Raw genomic sequence first — 20985 nt, 5'->3', positions numbered from 1 at the left:
AAATTTTTATCAAATAATGTGAAAAGACCACACTTCTCTGTATTTCTTCAACAAAAATAGACTCATCAAATTTATTTAGCATAAAAATATTTTACATTTTTTATTGATTTGATAAGACTATTTGTATAATAATTGTATTTTTCTTAGGCGTAATTATTATAAAGTATACTGTGACATGAATATCAGTTATATATTTACCATCCTGATAGTTTAACTCAATCATTTCCATTGACTGAATCACTACATAGTAATACAATAGTGTTGTTAACATACTAAATATAAAGCGAGGTAAAGCAATGATTAATGTTGGAAGTACAAATGAATTGATTAAAGCTCTCTCTGAAAATGTTGAATTGATTCAAATTAGCCGAAATATGACTTTGGCATCCCCTATTTCTCTCCCAAAAGGCACTTCCATAGAAGGAATACCTCAGGAAGATGGTACAATTCCCTCACTCTTCTTCTCTCACTCCGATGGTATAATTCTCCAAGGTCAGAACACAATTAGAAATTTATCAATTGTGGCTATGCAAGATAAAAAAGGCATTATGATTTCACCTCAACAGCTTGAATCCAATTGGGGAAAAATTTCTTTGAGTAATCTTGAAGTTGACGGACAGGTCTCTCTAATTTTTAGAAACCCAACCCTCACAGCTGATGTAACAGTTGAAAATATTCATATTAATAGTTCGGATACCCGAACTTATTTGGAACAACCCCAAAAATATGGGGTAAATGTTCTTCAAGGCGCATTCACTCTATACAATTTTAATCCCGATCGAGATAGTTTAATTACAGCAAGTATTTCCGGCCTAACGATCGGTTCTCAAGGTCATCCTGTTATTGGATCGGGAGTCTTTATTTCTGGATTCAATGATGAGGGAGGACAAGTTCATGTTCGGAATATGGAGATTGGATCTGTTCACTCAACAGGACTAATCCCACAAGGTGTCTCTGACTTTATCACTGGTGCTGTATTTGTTGTTTACGGTGCAACAGTTGATTATTTAGAACAAAATGGCAAAGCAATTACTTATGGCGTAAACGATATGGTCCTTGATGCATGGGGAACGGTCCATGAATGGCGTGTCAATGATGAAGTTATTTCCTATGGTCCTTCGGGTGTTGGTTTTGTGAACTTTGGAACAGTTGATAAATTTACAGCAGAAAAAAGCATCGCCACTCATGGTCTTGGCGCACGTGCCTATAACCAATACGACGGTACATTAAACAATGGACACTTCCATGATATTAGAACTTATAATGATGGTGCAGTTGGCATCCAAATTTCTAAAAAAGTTGGAAAAATTCTTATCGATGGTGACATCATGACTAATGGCGGTCGTGGCTTATCACTTGTCAAAGGCGTTAATGTAGAACTTCCAGCCTATGCTCTTTCAATCAAAGATGGAGGTCAAGTTGATTTACTTACTATAAAAGGGGATATCATTACAAATGGTGATAAGGTGACGACTATAGCTATGGAGAAAGGGGGTATCCTCAAAAAAGTCACACATAAAGGCCAAATATTAGCAAACGGATATCAATCAGAAGCCTTTGAAAGCAATCTAGCAATGGAACCTTTTGAAAAATCTAGCAATTCATAGTAGAATTGATTAATCCAAGTATAAGGTTATTTAAATTAGTGACTATTTTTAGTTATCTTACTTACCAAATTTTAAATCAAAATATATATTTTTAAAACTATAAATAATATTAAAATGAGCTTGCTCAATAGTTGCGAATTGCGACTTTGACAGGCTCCCTTTTTTATTATGGCATAAAATTATTACATAAATTCAATAATTTATCATTTGAATTTATTTTTTATTCTCAAGAGACTTTAACTCAGGTATCTAAAACATCTTAACACATGTTCGGACATCCTTATCGCCATAAAATGCCGAGTTAACCTTATTAAGAATGCTTTATATCAATTCTATATCCTTTATCAGGATGATGTGCTTAATCAATGATATCCTTTTGTACGTTCAATAATATTTGAATAAATAACCATCAAAACGTATATAGTATCTGTACTTGAGTTTTCTTAATATTTTCTCTTGGTACTTATTATACCAATTTAATCAACATTTATCTCTCATAAAATTGTTTTGTTGGAAATTCAACTAATTGCTTGTTATACTCAGAAGTTTTTTGCTTGACAGAATCATAACATTTATTAAATTTACTATATTACTCATTATTTTTTCTATAATAAATATATACAGTTTTGACTATTATTTAAAAATAGATGGCTACTATTTACCAGTAACCATCTATTCTACACTCTCTGTATTTCTTAATCTATCATAATTTATAAGCCTTATCGTTTCTTTTTTATATCCTGAACTGTATATGAAATTTCACATTGTTTTATCTTCACTTACATACCAATAACTTGATATATTCTTGTAAATTTACAAAGTTTCATTTTTACAAGTTCTTCATCAGTTTCAAAATCTATCTAACTTCTCGTTTCTCTTGTTTGTAGAAGTCTACTGCTTTAATGAATATATTTTTATCGTCAATAGTTTCAATATCCACTTCCTCAAAACTATCTTTTTTCTATCTCAAATTTACCTATAAAGTTATTGATGAAATACTTATATATCCTAATAGATTATAGCTATGTTTACATTATCATGTATATAAATTATAAGCAGATCCTTATTTGTTCATCATATGATCAACAAATTCTTTCCCATTTATATAGGTCACATCATCTGATTTAGATTTATTCCCTTGTTCTTTTCCAATACCATACTAAAAGCACATAGCACAATATTTCTAACGCTATAGATAGCACTGAACCCTGCCAATCTCCTGCTACAATCTGTTGTTCAGCACTAAAATCAATATGTTCAACCGTAAATAATTCAGTTAAGTTTAGTATCAAATTATTTAATGTATGAAATATAATAGCTGCCTCCATTCCTCCTGTATGATAAACTAATAAGCACATTAAAATCGCAAAAAGAAATAAATCTAAACCTATCCAGAAATTTCCGGGGGTATGTATAATAGAAAAAATAAAGGCAAACACAATACTTAAAACTATCCAAGCTGTTTTTCTATGCTTAAACAAAATACCAAATGTTTGGATTGCCCATGCTCTAAATAGCATTTCTTCTCCAAGACACTGTATAGTTGTAAAAACTATTGTTAAAGTTACAGATACAAGAAAAGATTCAGGTAAGGTCAACTCAGGTATACCATCAATACAATTTTGGCCTACAGTTGTAATAAGCATAACAGGTGTCAAAAAAAGTAAGCACTTAAGTGCCCATTTGACACGAAACTTACCTGTCAAAGAGAACATTTCTCCCAATTTTTCCTTAAATACTATTCTATTTGCCACATAAGCTGATGGAAAGAAAAGAAAGAGCACCCAATCTATAAATCTTTCTCCATTTGGAAGAGATAAAAAGTCAAAAGAAGTGGAGAATTTTTCAACTTCAGCCTGATAACCCAAAATTTGCAACGCACCAGTGTATATAAATAAACTTAATACCAAAAATAACCACATAAAAAATACAGTTAGTACTATTGACTTTACAACGGCAGTTTTTTTCACACTCCCTTTGCTTAAGCAATGTATATATGCTTCTCCGTCTTTTGGAAGTTGTTCAATTCTCATCATTCATATTCCTCCATATACATAAAGTTTAATTCTTAATACCCACTAAAAAATTTATAATAATAATTTATTACAGGAATAAGACTAAGACCAAAAATATCAGCCCACGCATGACCTATGAAAAAAGGAAAAAGATTTTTGTCCTTTGATTTATAACGCACAAACAACATATATAAACCAAATATTGTACCTATCCCTATAGCCGATGCCATTCCCTGATAAGTATGAAAACTTATGCGTATTAAAATGGAAAATGGGATGACATATTTAAAATATTTAGGTGAAACCGCAAAACAAAATCCTAGAAAATAAATTTCCTCATACATTCCATTAAACAAAGAATATATTAGCAATGATATCGTTTCATTGTTAAAAAAAGTTCCTATCATTTGAGGAAAAGGTAAGAAATTTGCTAATGGATCTACTATTTTATAATAAATATCTTGAGTTATTGCCGCACCTAAAAATATTAAAGATCCCATCACTACAGCTTTTATACTAAAATGAATGTTTAATTTCCTAAAATTAAATTTTCGTATCACCAAATAAAAAATAGCTACTGCAAATAAAATAAACTGTTTAGCGAGAATTTGGTAGTTTTCACTAGTTCCAAAAGTTACCGCCTGTTCTGCTGTGATGCTCTGACTTAAAAGCCCCAAATAGCCTAAGGTAGAATCTTTTATAGCAATGCCCCACAAAATAAATGTTAATATTAAAATATCAAACCATCTTAATGTGTCTATTTTTTCCTTAGCTTTCCATTTTGTAAGCATTTGCTTTTTCCTTCCAAATTAAAAATATTGTTAACAAAAATCGAACGACAGTTAGTGTAACCATTATTACGGCTATGAACTCTACTTTTTCTGCAAAATTTATAAGGATATAATCCCACATAGCATGTTCTATGATTAGTAAAAAAATATTTTTTGTATATTTATATATGAGTGCATAAAAGAGACCTGACATAAAGGTCATTATGACTTGCATTATCACAGGTTTTACTTCATTGGCTCCGATAATATTAAAAGCGTGAGACAAGCTGAATATAGCGGTTGAAATTATGACCGCCTGCTTTAAACTTCTATCGTTATAAAGTCCTATGAAGACAATTCTCCTGTATAAGAGTTCTTCCCCAAAACCTACAAAAATGGCTACAATTATAGGAATTATAAATTCTTTAGAAAAACTTCCATAACTTATCCAGCAAAACAAAGTTATGGCAACTAACGGTGCACAAAAAACTAAATATAATAAAACTTTTCCCTTTTCTTCCCACTTCGGTTTAAAGTCTTCTTTCTTCCACATTAAAAATAATGCCATTCCTGCACACAAAAATGCAGTAACAACCGTTATAAATACCTCATCTTCAAGTGAATCACGTTGCAACCTAAGAATTTTCTCGGATATTTGGTTTCCGATAGTAATAATTCCTATATACAACAACGTCCATATGTAAACTAATCTACTTCTTTGCATACTTTTATATCATATATCTATTGATATATTCTCCATGTTATAAATTTTATTCTTCAGTTAAATGTTCCGTTTATTTTTTGTTAAAAGCATCGTTCTAGATCTTCGTGCAATAATCACTATCATAATGATTTGTGCTAGAGTAAGAAATACCATAACACCACCAATCCAAGGAATCCTCTTTGCAACACTCACTGTAAGATAGTCCCAAAGCCAATGTTCAGCCACAAGTAAGTAAATATTTTTTGTATACAAATACATAAATGCATAATACAAACCGGCGATAAAAGTCATTATTAACTGCATGAACATATTCTTAATCGGTACACCCGATAAAACATTAACCGAGTGTAAAAGACTGAAAAAGATTGCCGAAATAAGCACGGCACGTTTAAGATTTCCTTTATTAAGCACCCCGATAAACAGAATGCGTCTAAACATAAACTCCTCTGCAATTCCTACACATAAAGTGCCTATAATGGACATCAAAACAGCTTTTGACATAGCTCCTTGTACAAATAGAGAGAACAAGGTCATACCTACTATCGGAATAAAAATTATCAAAAATAAGGCAAGACTCCCTTTCTCATTCCACGGAAGTTTTAATTTATCCTTTTGACAAATAAAACAAATTATAGTCAATGCTGCCATAACTGCTATAAATGGCGTTACTAATACTATATAATTAGGATCTGAATATGTTGTGTTGTGCATTCTACTACATATATAGTTAACAATCCCCATTGATATTATATATAGCACAGGCCATATTAAAATCGTATTATTCTTTTTCATAAAATCTGCATGATTCTAAACTAATAATCATGCCCTCCTTTCTTTTACATTTTATTTTAACATATTTATATCTTTTCAACGATAGCATCAATATCTTTTTTTATTTTTTATTGCTTCAAATACACCATGAATTCACTTAATGTTATCTGTGATTATCCCATCATTCTTGGTATCAAGTAGTGTAGCAATCGACTATTGATAGTTAATAGTCCACACTAACACCTTTTATTTGCTATATGAAAATTTTCAACGACTTCCTTTTTTTACGACATCTTCATCCATTATCATATAGTCCGCATTAAATTCTGAAATATCTCCAATATCAAAAAATATAAATAGCCTGTTTTATCTTTGGATATGTTTTCTTGACATTTTCAACTCGACTTTAAGTATATTATCCAGCTATTTGAAGTCAGCACATTCAAATATACTCTTAATAAAATATACTAGTGTGTCAATTTCCTCCATTATCTTCAGGCATAAATATCTGATTATAAGGCATTGGAACATCCCATCAAAAGCTCCTAAGACGTAAACTTATCAGAAAGGTATATTTTTTCTTATAAAATCGAAATTATGGTATCCTAATAGAAAATTAAATGTATATCAAAGTATATCCCCCAGTTACATTTTTTACTACTGTAAGCTGGAGGATAGATAGTTAGGGTAGATTCCTTATTTATTTTTAGTTTTGATAGTTATTTCGGTTTCCCTGAATCTGACTATCCCCTTTGTATTAAGATAAAAAATACATGGAAAGCAATAGGAGACAATAATGATGGCTATCATACGTTATATCTTTTTTAATCTTGAGATGGGTTGACATTTAAATTTTGTAATTTGTACTGATTTTTCACGACTTATTTTTTGTTCTTTTTTTTATCAAAAATATAATAGCTGCAACTGATAGATAAACTGAGCTTAACCAAGCCAATAAAGTATGGTGTTTTTCACCTGTATTAGGCAAAAGAGATTTTTGATTAACTTGCTTAGCACCAGATTGAGATAGAAAAGAAGGTTTTTTAACTGTCTTCTGATCATCAATGTTTTGAGAAATCTTTTTATCTAACTCTCTCTGATTACTAGATGAGCGTCCTGCGTCTGCCTCGTGAATATCACTTACTTCATCCTTCACTTTAGATATCTCTTTCGAAGGGTTATCACCTTTTTTAAAGATTTGGTTGTCTTTCAAGTAAACAGATCGTTCTTGGCCTGGCATAGCTTTTGCTATGCTTTCCAAACTATTGACTGAAATATCATAATAGGTACCATCTAACAATCCTTTCGTAATTGTAACCTTACCATCTTTATCAGTTATACCGCTAGCCACTTCTTGTCCGCGGTAATCCTTCAACCGAACTCTTTGTCCAGCAAGCCCTTCGGCATCAGCATTTCGAACAACTACAACTAGTGCTTCCGAACTATATACAGGTTGTTTCTCACCCTTCCCTTTTGAAAAGAAACTAGCACTCATTTTAGCACCTGCTTGGTCCGTACGAACAGTATAGGCTTGATCAGACCCCTCGACTGAAACACCATAGTTGCGAGATAGAGTGAGATCTTTGAAAATCGCTTGACCTTCAGCATTTGTTTTAACCGAAATCTTCTGACCATTTGGCCCATCAGTAATATCTGTCAGGGTAACTTCTTTACCTGATAATGTCAAACCATCTTCACCTAAGACTGTTGCTGTGAAGCTGAAACCTTGTTTTGTTGCTGATGCTTCTTCAACACTTGTGTCAACATAGGCATTACGTGCTTGTCCAGGCATCGCTTGACCAATTTTTGAATCACCAATATAATAATCATAGAAGGTTCCCTCCATGAGCTTATCTGAAAAAGTTGCATTACCAGATGCATCACTGAATTGATTTGAAATGAGATTTCCTTTAGTATCTTTTAAACTCACTTCTCGACCAGAGAGTACTTCACCATTTTGATCTCGAACAGTAATGGTGATAGGACTTACTGAGTAAGTAGGAAGGCCTACACCTTCTCCTGGAATAGTAAAGCTGGTCGCCATTTGACGATTTGTTTGATCTGTACGGACTGTATATCCTTGAATAATACCATTGATGCTTACAGAAAAATTATGACTCAATGGCAGATTAGTAAAGACCACTCTGCCAGATTTATCTGTTAGCCCTCTTGCATGTTCTACTCGCCCACTCGTTACATCAAAAAGAGTCACTTCTTGATTAGATAAGGTCTTTCCATTACCCCCTAAAACGGTTACCGTAAAACTAAATCCCTGTTGGGGTTGTGAAATCAGTTTAGGGGACGTTTCCTCTGCTTTCACAGAATCCATAGGAACTAATAAAAAGCTTGAGCCCAAAGTAGCTACTGTTACCAAACTTATCAAAGAACTGCGTTTCATAATAACTCCTTAATTTTATGTATATATATTGATTAATCCAGCAAATTACTTAACTGGTTAACTTTTTAAATATAACACTCTTTAAGAGTGGAGTCAAGCAAAAATCTCCACTTTATGTATTACCATAATAGAGTGGAAAGCTTCACTTGACTTCATATTGTTATCCTTTTCTAATCCTTCTTCATGTTCTCTGATAGTTTTATGACCTTAAACTAACGAAGTGAAACCTCAAAATTTTACAAATATGTTCTCCATACAATTATCTTATTTGATGACCAATTTTAGCTGAGTAAGGGTGTTTTTATCGTTTTTCTTGAGCTTTATTTTATATAGAATATACCCGTGGTGCTAGTTTAACTCAAAATACCTCAAATTGTAAGTAGAAAAAGACTCCAGAGTCTGACGTGACTCTGGAACCTTTTATAATATACCTTGTTATTGGGCGCTTACAGTCCAACTGCCCTCTCAATAAAAATAAATGAGTTCAGGACTTTATACAGATGAACCTCATCTATCCATTAAGGTTGATACAATCCCTAAATCATTATCCATAAAAAAGCTGACAACTTTGATGAAACATTAATTAGAGACCTATTATATTTTTAAACGATTGGTTTTTACCATTTCAGATTTAATCTTCTGTTGGCTTATTGAGATTTACCAAAGAATTGTCAACAATATTTTGATTTGGTTTCGTTTCAGAAATTTTCCCAGATTCAGATGTGTCGTTTTCGTTTGTTTTTGTGCTTAAATGGGTGTCATCAGTCTCTGTACCCTTAGGAGCGTGGTTCAATGTATCATCTGATTTGTCGTTTGACTTTTCAATATGAGTTGGTATTCCAGGAGTGCTAGGTAGGGGATCACCCGGCAACCAATCATTATTTGGAGTATTTGAACCATTAGACCTCTTCGGTAAAAGGTCATCAAGCCATGAACTGTTATTCAAATTGTTATTCTTTCCCGTGTTTCCACTTGTAATTTTATCAAAATCAATATTAAAAACAGTATCCTCTAAAATTGGAGTTTCCCATGCAGCATTCGGAATAATAGGTTTTGTATAATCTCTCCTGTAGCCAGGATCGTTCCTTAATACTGGTGGGAAAATCCCTGACTCATTGAGTGTCAATCCTTTTCTAACAAGATATACAACAGTTTTACTGGTACCTAAACGAGTTTGTAGTCGACCACCTTCTTCAGCCCTAAAAGCTACAGCAACATAGTTTTTAGGATTGTGCCAATAATAATTAGGATGTCTGCTTGGATCATTGATATCTGTTGGATTATCAGGGTTTGCTGCAGTATATGGGCCTATGTGAGGTGCAGTAGTCCCAAATGCTGCTAAATTGATTGTGGTGCTAACTGGATCATTCTCATTCACACCACCAATACTAACGCCTCTAAATTCAATAAATTCATAGTTGTCATTTGGCACAGGTGTAGGTTCTACGAGTCCTTGCTCTTTAGCCTCCTTCCATGTCAAGCCAGATTTCACAAAATAAGTAAAACCTCCCTGAACAAGGTTGTTTAACTGAAGACGACCATTTGATATAGTCGTATATTTAACCGAAACATAATTTGATAAATCAATGTCGGTGATGTCATCGCTTGGAGTGTATATGTTTTTCGTAGGCTGGTTTTTAATCCTGTTAAAATCAGCATAGAAGCCTTTATGTTCTCTGGACATCTTTCCAGATGTTGGTAGTTCAGCACTCCAACCTTTAAAGATGCGACCTTCTTTTTTTACGGCATCTGGGCGTTGAATCTGTAAGTCTTCCCAATTCAGATCTTTACGAACCAAGTAGTAGACTCTCTTGGTTTTTTTACCATCAATTTCTAAATCACCGTACTCGCTGTTTGTACTGAAAGTCAGTAAGATGAAATTCTTGATATTTTGAATACCACTTGGATTGTATTTTTGATAGACCCCGTTGCGTGTTAAATTCTCTCTTGCGCCTTCTGTGAAGAAAGGGCCATAGACCAATTGTTTTTCTACCTCAAGATTAGTAGATTCTGTTTTGACATTTCGCTCAGGATCATCTGGTAAATTGGGGTCAATTTTGTAAACATGCGCATGGTCACCGTGGCGAATGCTCATGTAGTTGCCATCAATTGTGATATCTTCACGTTTAACCTTGTAACGATTCATAAACTCTTTGATGAGTCTTTCTTTTCTCTGCTCAAAATTCTCATCGTCTCTCTGCTTAAGAATACGATCTTCTGGTTTTTCAAATGGTTTGGTAAGATCTATTTCTTTCAACAGAATAACATGGGTATGATCTTCGTGAGGGTATTCTAATCCAACTTGACCATCAACGATGATTTTCTTAATCCGTGAAGGGTCTACATTGAGCCCCTTGGCCAGATAAGCCAACTTACTCTGATATTCTGTATCCTCTGTTATTGATGGTTTGGCAGTTGGTTTTGCTGGTAACTGACTCTTTGGCTTAGCATTTGGTTTATACTGTTTAATTAGATAATGCCACTTACTATTTTTTAAATCTTCAAAACTGATTGGGTGCAAATGCTTGCCGTGCTTTACTAAGATTCCAGTGTCTGTTGTGCCACTGATATTTGTTCCATCAAATAAAAAGCCATCACTTGTTTGAAAATCAATCCCTGGATTACCACCTCGGCGATGGATTATTGGAGCAATAGTTGGCCTAGTAACATTGCTTGAAGTGAGTTGACGAACGGTCGAATGTGCTAAACTTGATTTGAGAATATAATGATAATGATCTCCGTGGCGAACAGTATAACCATTGAGATCTTCTGCCACAATGTCTCGGGGATTAAAAACATACCCATCTTCCGTTTGACCGGAAGGTGAGTTTGTATGAGTACTTTGAGATTGGGTAGGATTAACACCTTCATGATAGCTTTTTGGAATTAAGTATGCCCACTTGGTTCCTTTTAAATCTGCATAGAAAAAAAAGTGTTTGTGGTCACCATGTTTAACAATTATTCCAGCATCAGTTTTATCCTCAATTTGTGACTCGTCAGTCAACAAAAAACCGTCATTTGTTGGTTTGTCTATCCCAGCAATTTCCTTAGAATCAGCTTTTTGATGTTTTGCTTTAGAGACTTTGGAAGCTTTAGAAACTTTTTGATGTTTTTTCGGTTCTTGTGACTGTTTTTGGGTGGATGATTGATAAGCTGCTAAAGTGAGGCTGCATATTAAAAGTGTCCCAGCCAAATACAAAAGACGTTTGTGTTGTTTCATGATTGATATGATTCTCCTTCTATTTCGTTCCATTAATTATTGTCAAAACGTTATTGTTGCAAGAGCAGTTGTAAAAAACTATTTTAAAAGCATTGAGTAGATAATCATTTTGAATATAATCAATAGGTTAATGCTTAACTGGTTAATTATACCACTACACTGTCCCTTCGACAAGTAAATAAAAAACGAGAATAGACAGCCATGATAACTTTGCCCTTACCCACAACAGAATTTTGGAAGATTAAGTATAAAAAATTCTAGATTTCTGCCTTGCTATATCTATTTGAGAAAGTACATACCATACTCATTATGCTAGTTCAACTCAAAGTACACAAAAAGCCCCTGGGGGCTATACTGTAAGTGACGAAACCAACAGGAGTAAGTCCCAATGAGCCACTTCTACCAAATTTGCCAACTATTTCCATGTATCCAAATACTTGAGAGAGGGCGCTTTAATCGACGTTCAAAACACCTAATTTAGCTATTCCAACTCATCCAACAAACTATGAACAAGCAAATTCCTCCCCATGTCATCGCGCTTATAGACAGATTTTCTTGCCTCCTTGCTAGCCAGTTCACAACAACAGAGCAATAACACCTCCCAAGCCTTGATAAGTATGGAAACTGATACGAACGAGGAGTGAAAAGAGACAGCCCCAATAAATATGCTTTGGTTTAACAGCTAAGCAGATACCTAAAAAAAAGCCATTCAGTAAAAAATAAAGAACTAGGGTGATATCAAGTTCAGAAAAAACACTCGACACACTTGGGGTCATCATATAAGGTATGTAATAAGAAACATAAGTATAAACATCCATCAAAAGAGTTGAAACCAAAAAGAAACCAATAATCTGTAATGGTACCCGCTTGGTCCACTTGATTCGGTCTGTAAAAATTCTAAAGTCCACATTTCTGATTAGCAGATAGAAGAATGCTAAAATAAAAAGTAACCCTTGACTACCTATAGCTTGAATATTTTGCATAGAAGAAAAGCTTAGGGTATCTTCCAAACCCAATTAACTATTTTGAAGTTGGAAAAATTGAAATTGCGAGGTCTAAATTGCCTGACCAAACATAATCAAATGTAGAATACCAATATCATACCAAGCTAATTCCGTTCATTTTTTTCTATTTAATACCATATCTATTTTCCTCTATCTTAATTTTATTATCCTCTGATTTGGTTGCCACCTCTAATCAATTATTTTTTTCTGAATGTTGCAATACTGTACCCAAACCATTAAACTCATTAGCTAAATTACCGGTAAAAACGTACATATAGTCGACAATACGTTACTTGACTTATGCAAAATTGGTAAATAATCCCTTAAAATCGTTTAATTTCTAACTGGGTAAATGGTAAGCGTTCCTGTCTGCTAACATGTATTCTCCATCTTTTTTCAAGCTTGTAAACCTGGGAGCATAAACTAGTAGATGGACTTTTTAAGTTAACTAACTATTTTTACAAGTTACTCTTCCTCGAGAATAAGTATTGCATCAGAGGAGATGAGAGCCGCCAGTTGCTTATCATTTTTCAACTTATTCAGGTGACACCTGGTTATAACTATTTATTCTTTGACTCATTTGGGGAGCTAAAGTGCCATTGGCTGATTCAATAAGATGATGTCCAAATTTAGCCCTTCTATCTGCACCATCGTTGTTGATTATCATGGGTTCAACATCTTTACAAGGAAGATTATATTTTTGGAAAATCAGCAATTCCTCGAAACCCTTGATTTATAACAACTAGTGACGGAATATCAGTTTCACCCAACTCCAGTTCGATCAAGCTAGGATCTGCTCTTTTCAAAATCTCTTTCAAAAGGTTGCTTTGATTATTATTGTTTAAAGACTTACTAGTGATACCATACTAAGAAACAACTCAATCTAGTTAAGAAGATTGAGTTGTTTCTCTGGTTCTTTAATATGAATACACTATCCTTCCAAGTCACACTTTATAAACGTGTTTACGTCTGTCATCGTTTTTTCTATGCACTGTTTCAATATCAGCTTTCTTTAAGAGTAGCGCTGGTGTACTCCATAAACCAATACTAATAATCACTAAGTTAATTAAGGTACTGTGATTATCTTTTATACAAGTTATTCCATTATGCTTTTAAAATCATTTTTAAGATGGAGCCAACGCTATTATTAAAAATGTGTGTCAAGCATGAAAAAGCGATATTTTCCTCTTTTAAAAGATAGAGACCTCCCAAGACAAATCCTGGAACTAAATAAGGTATAGCCGCCACTAATTCACTCCAAGAAAATATATGAATCAAGGCAAATAGTACGCTAGAAATCACTAGGCGAATTGCTTTAGAAGAGCAGTACCTCTTCATATCTCCAATCAGAATTTTACGGAAAACAAGTTCTTCATTCATGGGACCGATTATACTGGCAATGACAACACCTAAAAACTGTAAGAACCCGGTTTGTGTGAGTGCTTCGACTGATTCAGCCACATTACTACTTACGTCTTTGATAAAGAGGTTAACAATAAAAAGCAGTACTAAAGTGGCAAAATAGGCGATAACAGACAGCCCTATATTAGGAAAGAGCTTTTTTGAAAATTTCTTAAAATCTTTTTTGTAGTCATCACCATAGAGAAAAACGATGCCAAGGAAAAACATGACAATATGTGTCAGATAAAACCCATAGTGCTTCGCTTTCCCCTCAATATGCAACAAGTTTAGAAATTCCTTATTAAAGTAAACTATGAATAGATAAAATGCTAAGACGATCCAAGTGCGATATTTTTTAAGAGTTTCCATTATCTTAATCCTCCAATGATTCTAATTTAAGTATTATTTTTTAAGTTAGACATTTTTTGATAAATAATTCATAGACAAGCCATCCGATAATGATTCCTTGTACCAAGAGACTGATGACACTACCTTCTACACCGAAAGAGCCGCCGGACAACCAATCTGGCCCTTGTTGACTGACCTTGATAAAAGCCGCTCCTGTATCAGAACCGCTCACCTTAAAAGCAAAAACATTACCTTGAAAACAATTCCAAGCGGCATGTAGTCCACTGATAACCCAGATATTCTTTGTCTTAAGCATGACCAAAGCTGCTAATACTCCAAATAAAAAGAGATCCAGTAGTGGGATGAGATTGATGCCATCATTACCCAAATGGATAGCAGCAAAAAAGAGTGAAGAGACCAAAATAGCAAGAGGAACTTTGTTTTTTACGGCAATACTGCTGAATAACCATCCCCGGCAAAGAATTTCTTCTGTCGTTCCTTGAATAGACCAAGCAAGTGTAAGGGGAATAAAATGCCAAAATAAATCAAAGGAAAATTGAACACCTTCTACATTCACTCCTTTAACGATGACCATCAAAAAGACACAAAAGCTAAGCATACTTGCACCAAGTCCCCAACCAATGAGAAAATCTCTAAGAGCATACCTTTTAGTAAACCCAAGACCAAGCCATGGCGCTTTTTCAACCTTTCGTGCCCAAAAGATAACTATAACTGCAATGAGAGCAAATAAAGTAAGCTCTAGCAAAAGAGTTCCCCAAGGACCAAATTCAATTCCCAGTACTATCAAAGGAGTCACAAAAATGAGAGCACCAAGAACTTCTCCTAATAATAGCAGGAAAAAACCGATAATAGGTGCCTGCCACCAGCTGAAGTTATATTTTGAGCCAGATTTGGCAATAATAAAAGTTTCTTCTGTCATAAAGACCTCCAATCATAACAGATATGTTTACTTATTAGTCTAGTCGCGAGTTTAAGCCGCCAAAATCTGATTGCTTAAACTTCTAGCAAAGACATACTGAAAGTGCTATATGAATCCAACCACCTTTACAAAAGGCATCCAATAAAATCAGATGCTATTGCATGACTCCCTAAAATCAACGCCTCGGAAGGTTTACACCAGCAAGTCATTTATGAGATTTTTGGTACCGTTACCATTTTTTCTGTTTTAAATCTCTATGTACCTACTTTCTTACTTGATTGTTTTGCTTTAGATTGACAAGCTGTCAATCTAAAGCTGACTGATTAATCATCAGCCAGATAATACCTAATTTTTCTTTTTCATACCATTATCCCATAAATTAACTAGTTAATTATAGCAGAAAGTTCTTTTTGTAACAATCTATTTTCAATAATTTTATAATGTAATCGCATTTACTATATTAAAAAAGATAGTTTTCATAAAAATAATTAGAGTAATAAACGCATTTCCTTCATCACCTTAATCCTACATCGTTTAAGCCATTCTCCATCTGTCTTGGTGATCGGCACTCCTTTAAATAAACACAGAAACCTGAACAGGACAATTGGAGTGTTTGACAAACATGATGAATGATTAGGTTAGCACTATTCTCCTTTAGAAACTGAGACTTTTTTAGAAGGTCGACTTCCTCTTTAACAAACTGTTTTCTTCTAACTTCTTTATCGCAAATTAATCATAACAAAGTGCACTCCCATGATCTGGAAATGCACTTTCACCATATTTTTCGTATTCTTGAGCTCAGTGATATAAGCTATTAGAATAAACTCCTAAAGTTTCTCCAACGATTTTTACAGACTGACCTTCTTAAACAATAGCTTAATAACAGCTAATATAAACGCCTTATCAAATGTTTTTTTCTTGGAATGATTATTTTTGTCGTTTTCACTTAACTTTTTGTCTACTTTTTCTTGACATATCCACGCTATACTACAAGTGACAAGACAAACAGAAGATTCGCTCCAGTGAAGCACCCACAGTATCGTTCTTTTAGCTTCTTTATTATACTTTCAGATCAACTAACACCATGAGTCAAGTCTCTCTTTTTATTCTGTATATAGTTTTTGCTACCTCCATGCAAAAGTCATATACTAATTAAAAAGCATCCTTAAGCTACATAAATTTAAATACCTAGATTTTCAAATTTTTTACAGGTTTATTAATTTGGATAAATTTATATCTAACGGCATCTAACTAGGCAAAAACTAATCTGCCATCTTGAACCCCTATTAACTAAAGCAGTGTTTAAATGGCTAATCATAAATTACAGCACAACAAGAGAAATTCAAAGATTGTTAAAATCAGGCAAAGTTATTGATTAGCTTGTTTTAAAACAAGCTGCACAATTGGATCCTCCATCATTTTTCTCATAAAACGAGATAAATGCAAATATTCTTGCCAAGATTTAGGAGTCTTTTCAGACCACAATGCCATGATGAAAGCATAAGCATCTGCTATGGTACGCTTATCTTGATAAACATGCTCACTCTCTCCAATAAGGTTATCCAAATGGGTCATAACTCGGTCAATTTGCTTATAAGACGCTTCCTTAATAAGTTCAAAATCTTTATTAGATTTTGACACTGTGTAACGAAATGGACCAAACATAGGCCAAAAAGCAGGATGAAAATCTCCTGTCAAGAATGCCATGGTTTCATTGAATTCAAAGTGATTTTCTAATCCCTCATTACTACCCAAGTCAGACTCAGGATATTTTTCCGAAATATACTGCAAAATAGCGTCCGCCTGTGTCATTGGACGTGACATTCCAATATCAAGTGCAGGTACCATAGCAAGTGGATTAATTGCTTTATATTCTTCCGATCTTGGATTTACCTTCTCAACACGATAGTCAGCTTTTGTCCACTCAAGGGCGATCCAACAAGCTAAAGCACAGGTTCCTGGCGCATAATAAAGTGTCAACATAATTATTTTCTCCTTGTACTAGTTATCATTCGCCACTATGCTCAGTGACGTAACCAATTAATTGTTTCAAACCTTACCCGCGTAGATTCCTAATTTTTAAAACTGTAACAATTTACAACTGAATATAATGATCATAATATCATCATGACAATTAACTATTCTAGAACTTTTGCCTCTACACCAGCAAGGCAAGATACCCTAATAATTTAAATACTTTTTAATGAATCGTTAATAGGATATTTACGAATTAGATTTGCTTTTTTAATATCTTCAATCGTTTGTGTACCAGCTAACTGCATAACAATTTTTAATTCTTTATTGAGATGTTCTACCACACTTCGAGCCCCTTGGGAACCACCGAGTGCGAGTCCGTACAAGATTGGACGACCAAGTGCAACCATATCTGCACCGTTCGCTAGAGCCTTAAAGACATGCGAACCTCTGCGAACACCACTATCAAAAATCACAGGAACTCGCTTATTAACGCGCTGACTAATTGCCCGTAGGACATCAAATGCTGCAGGTCCTCCATTCAATTGCCGTCCTCCATGATTTGACACCCAAACTGCTGCAGCGCCTGCTTCAATAGCACGCTCAGCGTCTTCAGGATTTTGAATTCCTTTAACAATGACTGGTAAATTAGTGTACTCGATAACTTTTTTGACATCATCCGCTGTAATCACTCGGGCTGCTGCCGCATAAATATCCGTAATTCCTTTACCCTGACTATCTCCTGCGGACAATTTTTCAAGATTTCCCATAGGAATTGGAAACTTGAAGTCGTTGATTATATCTGCTTCGCGGTATCCACCTAGCATCGAATCCACAGTCATAACAATAGCTTTGTATCCGTAAGAAACGGCTTCATCTAGCCAAGCTTTGTTAATACTCCAATCGTTACTCATGTAAAGTTGGAAGAATTGCGGAGCACCGTTCCCAGCTTTCGCTGTTTCCTCAATAGTAGAATTACCATATGTACTCTGGCTCATAATCGTACCAGCTGCTGCCATCCCCTCAGCAGTCGCTAACTCCCCTCTAAAATGAGCGAGACCTTGCGCTGCCATGGGAGCTGCTATAATCGGCATAGAAACAGGGATACCAAGAAGGCTAGTTTTAGTTGATGGATTTTCTACAGTTGTCAATACTCTGGGAACAATTTGAACATGATCGAAGGCTTTTGTATTTTCTTGAAGAGTCCATTCGTACTCGGAACCTTCTGTAATGTAACCGAAACCGCCTTTAGGAATGATTTCTTCAGCACGTTTTTCTAAGCTTGGTAAATTCAGAATAGAAATTTTTTCTTCACGATCTGATTGTTCGTAACCATTAACTTTAGTCATAGTCAATACCTCTCTTAAAATATTTGTATCTAAAATTTATCACCACATAGTAATTTTGTCAAGCTATTGTCTCTTTAGGTATCTCAAACTTGTTACAAAAACAATTAGATATAATACTTTTTTAGAATTATTCTTCAATTATGAAATCAAGTGAAACAAATTATTCCCTTTTTGATACAAAACGAATAGTTCCTAAGTTGTTCGAGCTAACTCAGACAGTTTTTTACTAATTGATATATGTAATGATCGGGAATGAACATAGTAAATATTAATAGTCATTATGGAGTTTTCTCCAAAATTGGTAACAGCTCTTTAAATAACTTCTCAATCTGATTTTCCGTAAGTTCAACTTTAAACTCATGGATGGCATCTCATTTTTTCTTGTATTTTTTGAATGCTTTTTCGATTTCTTCTACGGAGACTTTCTCCTTATGCTGCTCCTCTCGAAAAGTCTGATAATCTTCCTGAAGATTTTCTAATGCTTGAATATCTCTAGCCTCTTTATCTTCAAAATAACGGTTAAAAAATTGAACATCGTACAATTTCTTATCACTATTGTCTGATCGAGTTGTCGCTAGGTTAAAAGCGTAACCTGCTGGGAGGTTCTTCAAAGCTCGGTTGACTAGTTTTCGGACGATTAAGTGATAGCGCATCAACGGGTTAATGGGTAAATAACTGTTGAGGCCTTAGTGACTGTTTTGTCGTGAAGGTTAACCTTGTCGGAATTGACCAGTTCTTTCATAATTTCTGGAGTTGTGGTTAAATGGTAATCATGATAATGAACCGTTGGCACATCTGGAGCCTTTGGTAAGGGTTCTGGGGTAGGCGCTTTAGGCAAGGTTACCTTGGTCAAGGTTAAGCTCGGTTGAGAGACTTTCTCTAGCGGTTTTTCCTTAAAGGTAACAGGTGGCTCTGGTGTGAAGTTTTTTGGATTGAAGGTTTTAGGAGTCACCTTGATAGGGTCAGGAACTGGATCCAGTTTTGGTGTGACATAAGGTTTCAGACTGTAGGATTTAACTGTTCGTGTAACTGGAAGAGTATTTAAGGCAAACTAGTAAGAGAGCCCAACTTGTTGTGACATATCCCATTGGCCAAAAGTTACCATATAAGTATTCCCTGAAGTTACTGTAGATACAATAGCTCCCTTATAGGCATACTTACTGTAAGACGTGTCCCATTCTTCTGAGAAATTTAAATCACTGGCACGGTTTGACCCTGAACAAGCCAACCCTTCATCTGTCACTTTAATGATTGAGCCATTGATTGGGACAAATTTGCCTGAGTTATCTTTGACATACTCTGACGAACTAAAGTATTATTATGAGCTTTATCAATTACTTTTCTACCACTTTCAAGAGAAGAACAGTACACATTTCTTTGCCATTATCGAAGACCATATCAAGCAAGTCAATCCTATCTTCAAGACGGTATTCAAAACTTTCAAAAAAGACAAAGATAAAATTATCAATACCCTTGAACAACCCTATTCTAATGCCAAACTAGAAGCTACTAACAACATTATTAAAGTCATAAAGCGTAATGCTTTTGGCTTTAGAAATTTTAAAAATTTTAAAACCAGATTACTCATCGCTTTAAACATACAAAAAGAGAGAACAAAAGTTGTTCTCTCCAGATGTTAGGTTTTGTCTACCCACTTCACTTGACAAAGAGCCATTTTTGACAGGAAACCAAATCAATTTATCAGTTTCTTTAAATCGCTATAAGCTATAAAAGATTGGTAAATTGGGATTCCGCTCTCAAATTGCTATGTGCTTCTTATTTAAGTGTAACAACAGCATATGTTACTCTGTGGGTAGTATAATGGCTTTCCATACTGATTCTTTCTGGCTTTCTTTTGAACTCGTTTACCTGTTACTGGGTCTACACCAAGATCAGCTTGATAAAATATCTTCCCATTCTTATCACAATAAACACCTTTGTACTTTTTTTGATTTTTTATAGTCATCTTTAATTCTCACTTTCTAAACTTTCTTCAGAGAGTGGAATACCTATTAACTCTTCTACAATATCTTTAGGAGCAATACCAAGTCTTCTATTATCAAAGGGCGATTTACTTAATTGTACCGCATTTTGGTCAAGTTCGCGAGCTTCTTCAAACTTTTTTATAGCTATTCTTTTTGCTTCCTTGATAATGTTTCTTGCAGTATGTTCAGGGAAGCCAATTTGCATTAAGTTTTTATATGTTACAGTCTTCATGCCTCTCTCCTTTTTAAAATTATCCTTAGTGAGTATGAATGGTTAAATCACTCATGGGCATTTCACCCGCTGTCCTTTTACGCTGGCAGCCTGAACGTACAGATGTATCATTATCCTTATATGTGGTCGTGGCAGATAGAGAACCACTCTATTTTATAGTCAACAATCACCGCTCATATCATTGCGTGTCATACTAAATTGCTCAACAAATAAGAAAGTCCCACTTTGATTTATTAAGTTATCAATG

General features: G+C 34.5%; 13 protein-coding genes and 4 pseudogenes. 2 read left to right on the top strand and 15 right to left on the bottom strand.

The genetic code is table 11. The annotated features are described in order from the left end of the window. Positions 1 to 296 precede the first annotated feature (296 nt). Positions 297 to 1607: a hypothetical protein gene (locus HBN42_RS00975; RefSeq protein ID WP_165992857.1), complete on the top strand. Its 1311-nt coding sequence runs from the start codon at positions 297 to 299 to the stop codon at positions 1605 to 1607. A gap of 1130 nt (positions 1608 to 2737) precedes the next feature. Here HBN42_RS00975 and HBN42_RS00970 read toward each other — a convergent pair. From HBN42_RS00970 to HBN42_RS00910, 13 genes and pseudogenes are all read right to left on the bottom strand, one after another. Continuing rightward, positions 2738 to 3643 carry a CPBP family intramembrane glutamic endopeptidase gene (locus HBN42_RS00970; RefSeq protein WP_165992855.1) on the bottom strand — a complete coding sequence of 302 codons (906 nt, stop codon included), beginning with the start codon at positions 3641 to 3643 and terminating at the stop codon, positions 2738 to 2740. 32 nt (positions 3644 to 3675) lie between these two features. Further along, positions 3676 to 4413 (bottom strand): CPBP family glutamic-type intramembrane protease, encoded by a 738-nt coding sequence (locus HBN42_RS00965; protein ID WP_165992854.1) that lies wholly within the window; start codon positions 4411 to 4413, stop codon positions 3676 to 3678. Then, positions 4391 to 5026, bottom strand: coding sequence for a CPBP family intramembrane glutamic endopeptidase (locus tag HBN42_RS00960; RefSeq protein WP_165992852.1), 636 nt, complete (start codon positions 5024 to 5026; stop codon positions 4391 to 4393). Before HBN42_RS00960 ends, HBN42_RS00965 begins: the two co-directional genes overlap by 23 nt. A 147-nt stretch (positions 5027 to 5173) precedes the next feature. Then, complete coding sequence (locus HBN42_RS00955) at positions 5174 to 5908, bottom strand: CPBP family intramembrane glutamic endopeptidase (protein ID WP_165992850.1); 735 nt, start codon at positions 5906 to 5908, stop codon at positions 5174 to 5176. Positions 5909 to 6761: 853 nt separating this feature from the next. Further along, entirely contained in the window at positions 6762 to 8285 is a 1524-nt protein-coding gene (locus HBN42_RS00950; protein ID WP_165992848.1) for an MSCRAMM family protein, read from the bottom strand. Positions 8286 to 8916: 631 nt separating this feature from the next. Next, positions 8917 to 11505: a pneumococcal-type histidine triad protein gene (locus HBN42_RS00945; protein WP_207927380.1), complete on the bottom strand. Its 2589-nt coding sequence runs from the start codon at positions 11503 to 11505 to the stop codon at positions 8917 to 8919. A 575-nt stretch (positions 11506 to 12080) separates the two neighbouring features. After that, positions 12081 to 12488: a hypothetical protein gene (locus HBN42_RS00940; RefSeq protein ID WP_165992846.1), complete on the bottom strand. Its 408-nt coding sequence runs from the start codon at positions 12486 to 12488 to the stop codon at positions 12081 to 12083. Between the two features lie 1125 nt (positions 12489 to 13613). Then, positions 13614 to 14279, bottom strand: coding sequence for a CPBP family intramembrane glutamic endopeptidase (locus HBN42_RS00935; RefSeq protein WP_165992844.1), 666 nt, complete (start codon positions 14277 to 14279; stop codon positions 13614 to 13616). Between the two features lie 40 nt (positions 14280 to 14319). After that, a complete protein-coding gene (locus HBN42_RS00930) occupies positions 14320 to 15198 on the bottom strand; it encodes a CPBP family intramembrane glutamic endopeptidase (protein ID WP_165992842.1) in 879 nt (292 codons plus the stop codon). A 1368-nt stretch (positions 15199 to 16566) separates the two neighbouring features. Next, entirely contained in the window at positions 16567 to 17181 is a 615-nt protein-coding gene (locus HBN42_RS00925) for a glutathione S-transferase family protein (RefSeq protein WP_207927381.1), read from the bottom strand. A gap of 206 nt (positions 17182 to 17387) precedes the next feature. Continuing rightward, complete coding sequence (locus tag HBN42_RS00920) at positions 17388 to 18521, bottom strand: lactate oxidase (RefSeq protein ID WP_165992840.1); 1134 nt, start codon at positions 18519 to 18521, stop codon at positions 17388 to 17390. A 374-nt stretch (positions 18522 to 18895) separates the two neighbouring features. Further along, positions 18896 to 19075, bottom strand: a pseudogene (locus tag HBN42_RS00915) (hypothetical protein); the annotation flags it as partial. Positions 19076 to 19086: 11 nt separating this feature from the next. Continuing rightward, positions 19087 to 19821, bottom strand: a pseudogene (locus tag HBN42_RS00910) (SspB-related isopeptide-forming adhesin); the annotation flags it as partial. On the opposite strand from HBN42_RS00910, the pseudogene HBN42_RS00905 reads away from it, so the two are divergent. Further along, positions 19811 to 20161, top strand: a pseudogene (locus HBN42_RS00905) (transposase); the annotation flags it as partial. The pseudogenes HBN42_RS00910 and HBN42_RS00905 sit on opposite strands and share 11 nt — an antisense overlap. 182 nt (positions 20162 to 20343) lie before the next feature. On the opposite strand, the pseudogene HBN42_RS10020 reads toward HBN42_RS00905, so the two are convergent. Then, a pseudogene (locus HBN42_RS10020) lies at positions 20344 to 20487 on the bottom strand (tyrosine-type recombinase/integrase); the annotation flags it as partial. Positions 20488 to 20489: 2 nt separating this feature from the next. Then, positions 20490 to 20738 carry a DUF3173 family protein gene (locus tag HBN42_RS00895; protein WP_165992838.1) on the bottom strand — a complete coding sequence of 83 codons (249 nt, stop codon included), beginning with the start codon at positions 20736 to 20738 and terminating at the stop codon, positions 20490 to 20492. Positions 20739 to 20985: the final 247 nt, after the last annotated feature.

Source organism: Streptococcus catagoni (assembly GCF_011421425.1).
In the GTDB taxonomy this organism is placed as follows: Bacteria; Bacillota; Bacilli; order Lactobacillales; family Streptococcaceae; genus Streptococcus; species Streptococcus catagoni.
The sequence above is the reverse complement of the archived record's forward strand: the minus strand, read 5'-3'. Positions and strand labels throughout refer to the sequence as shown.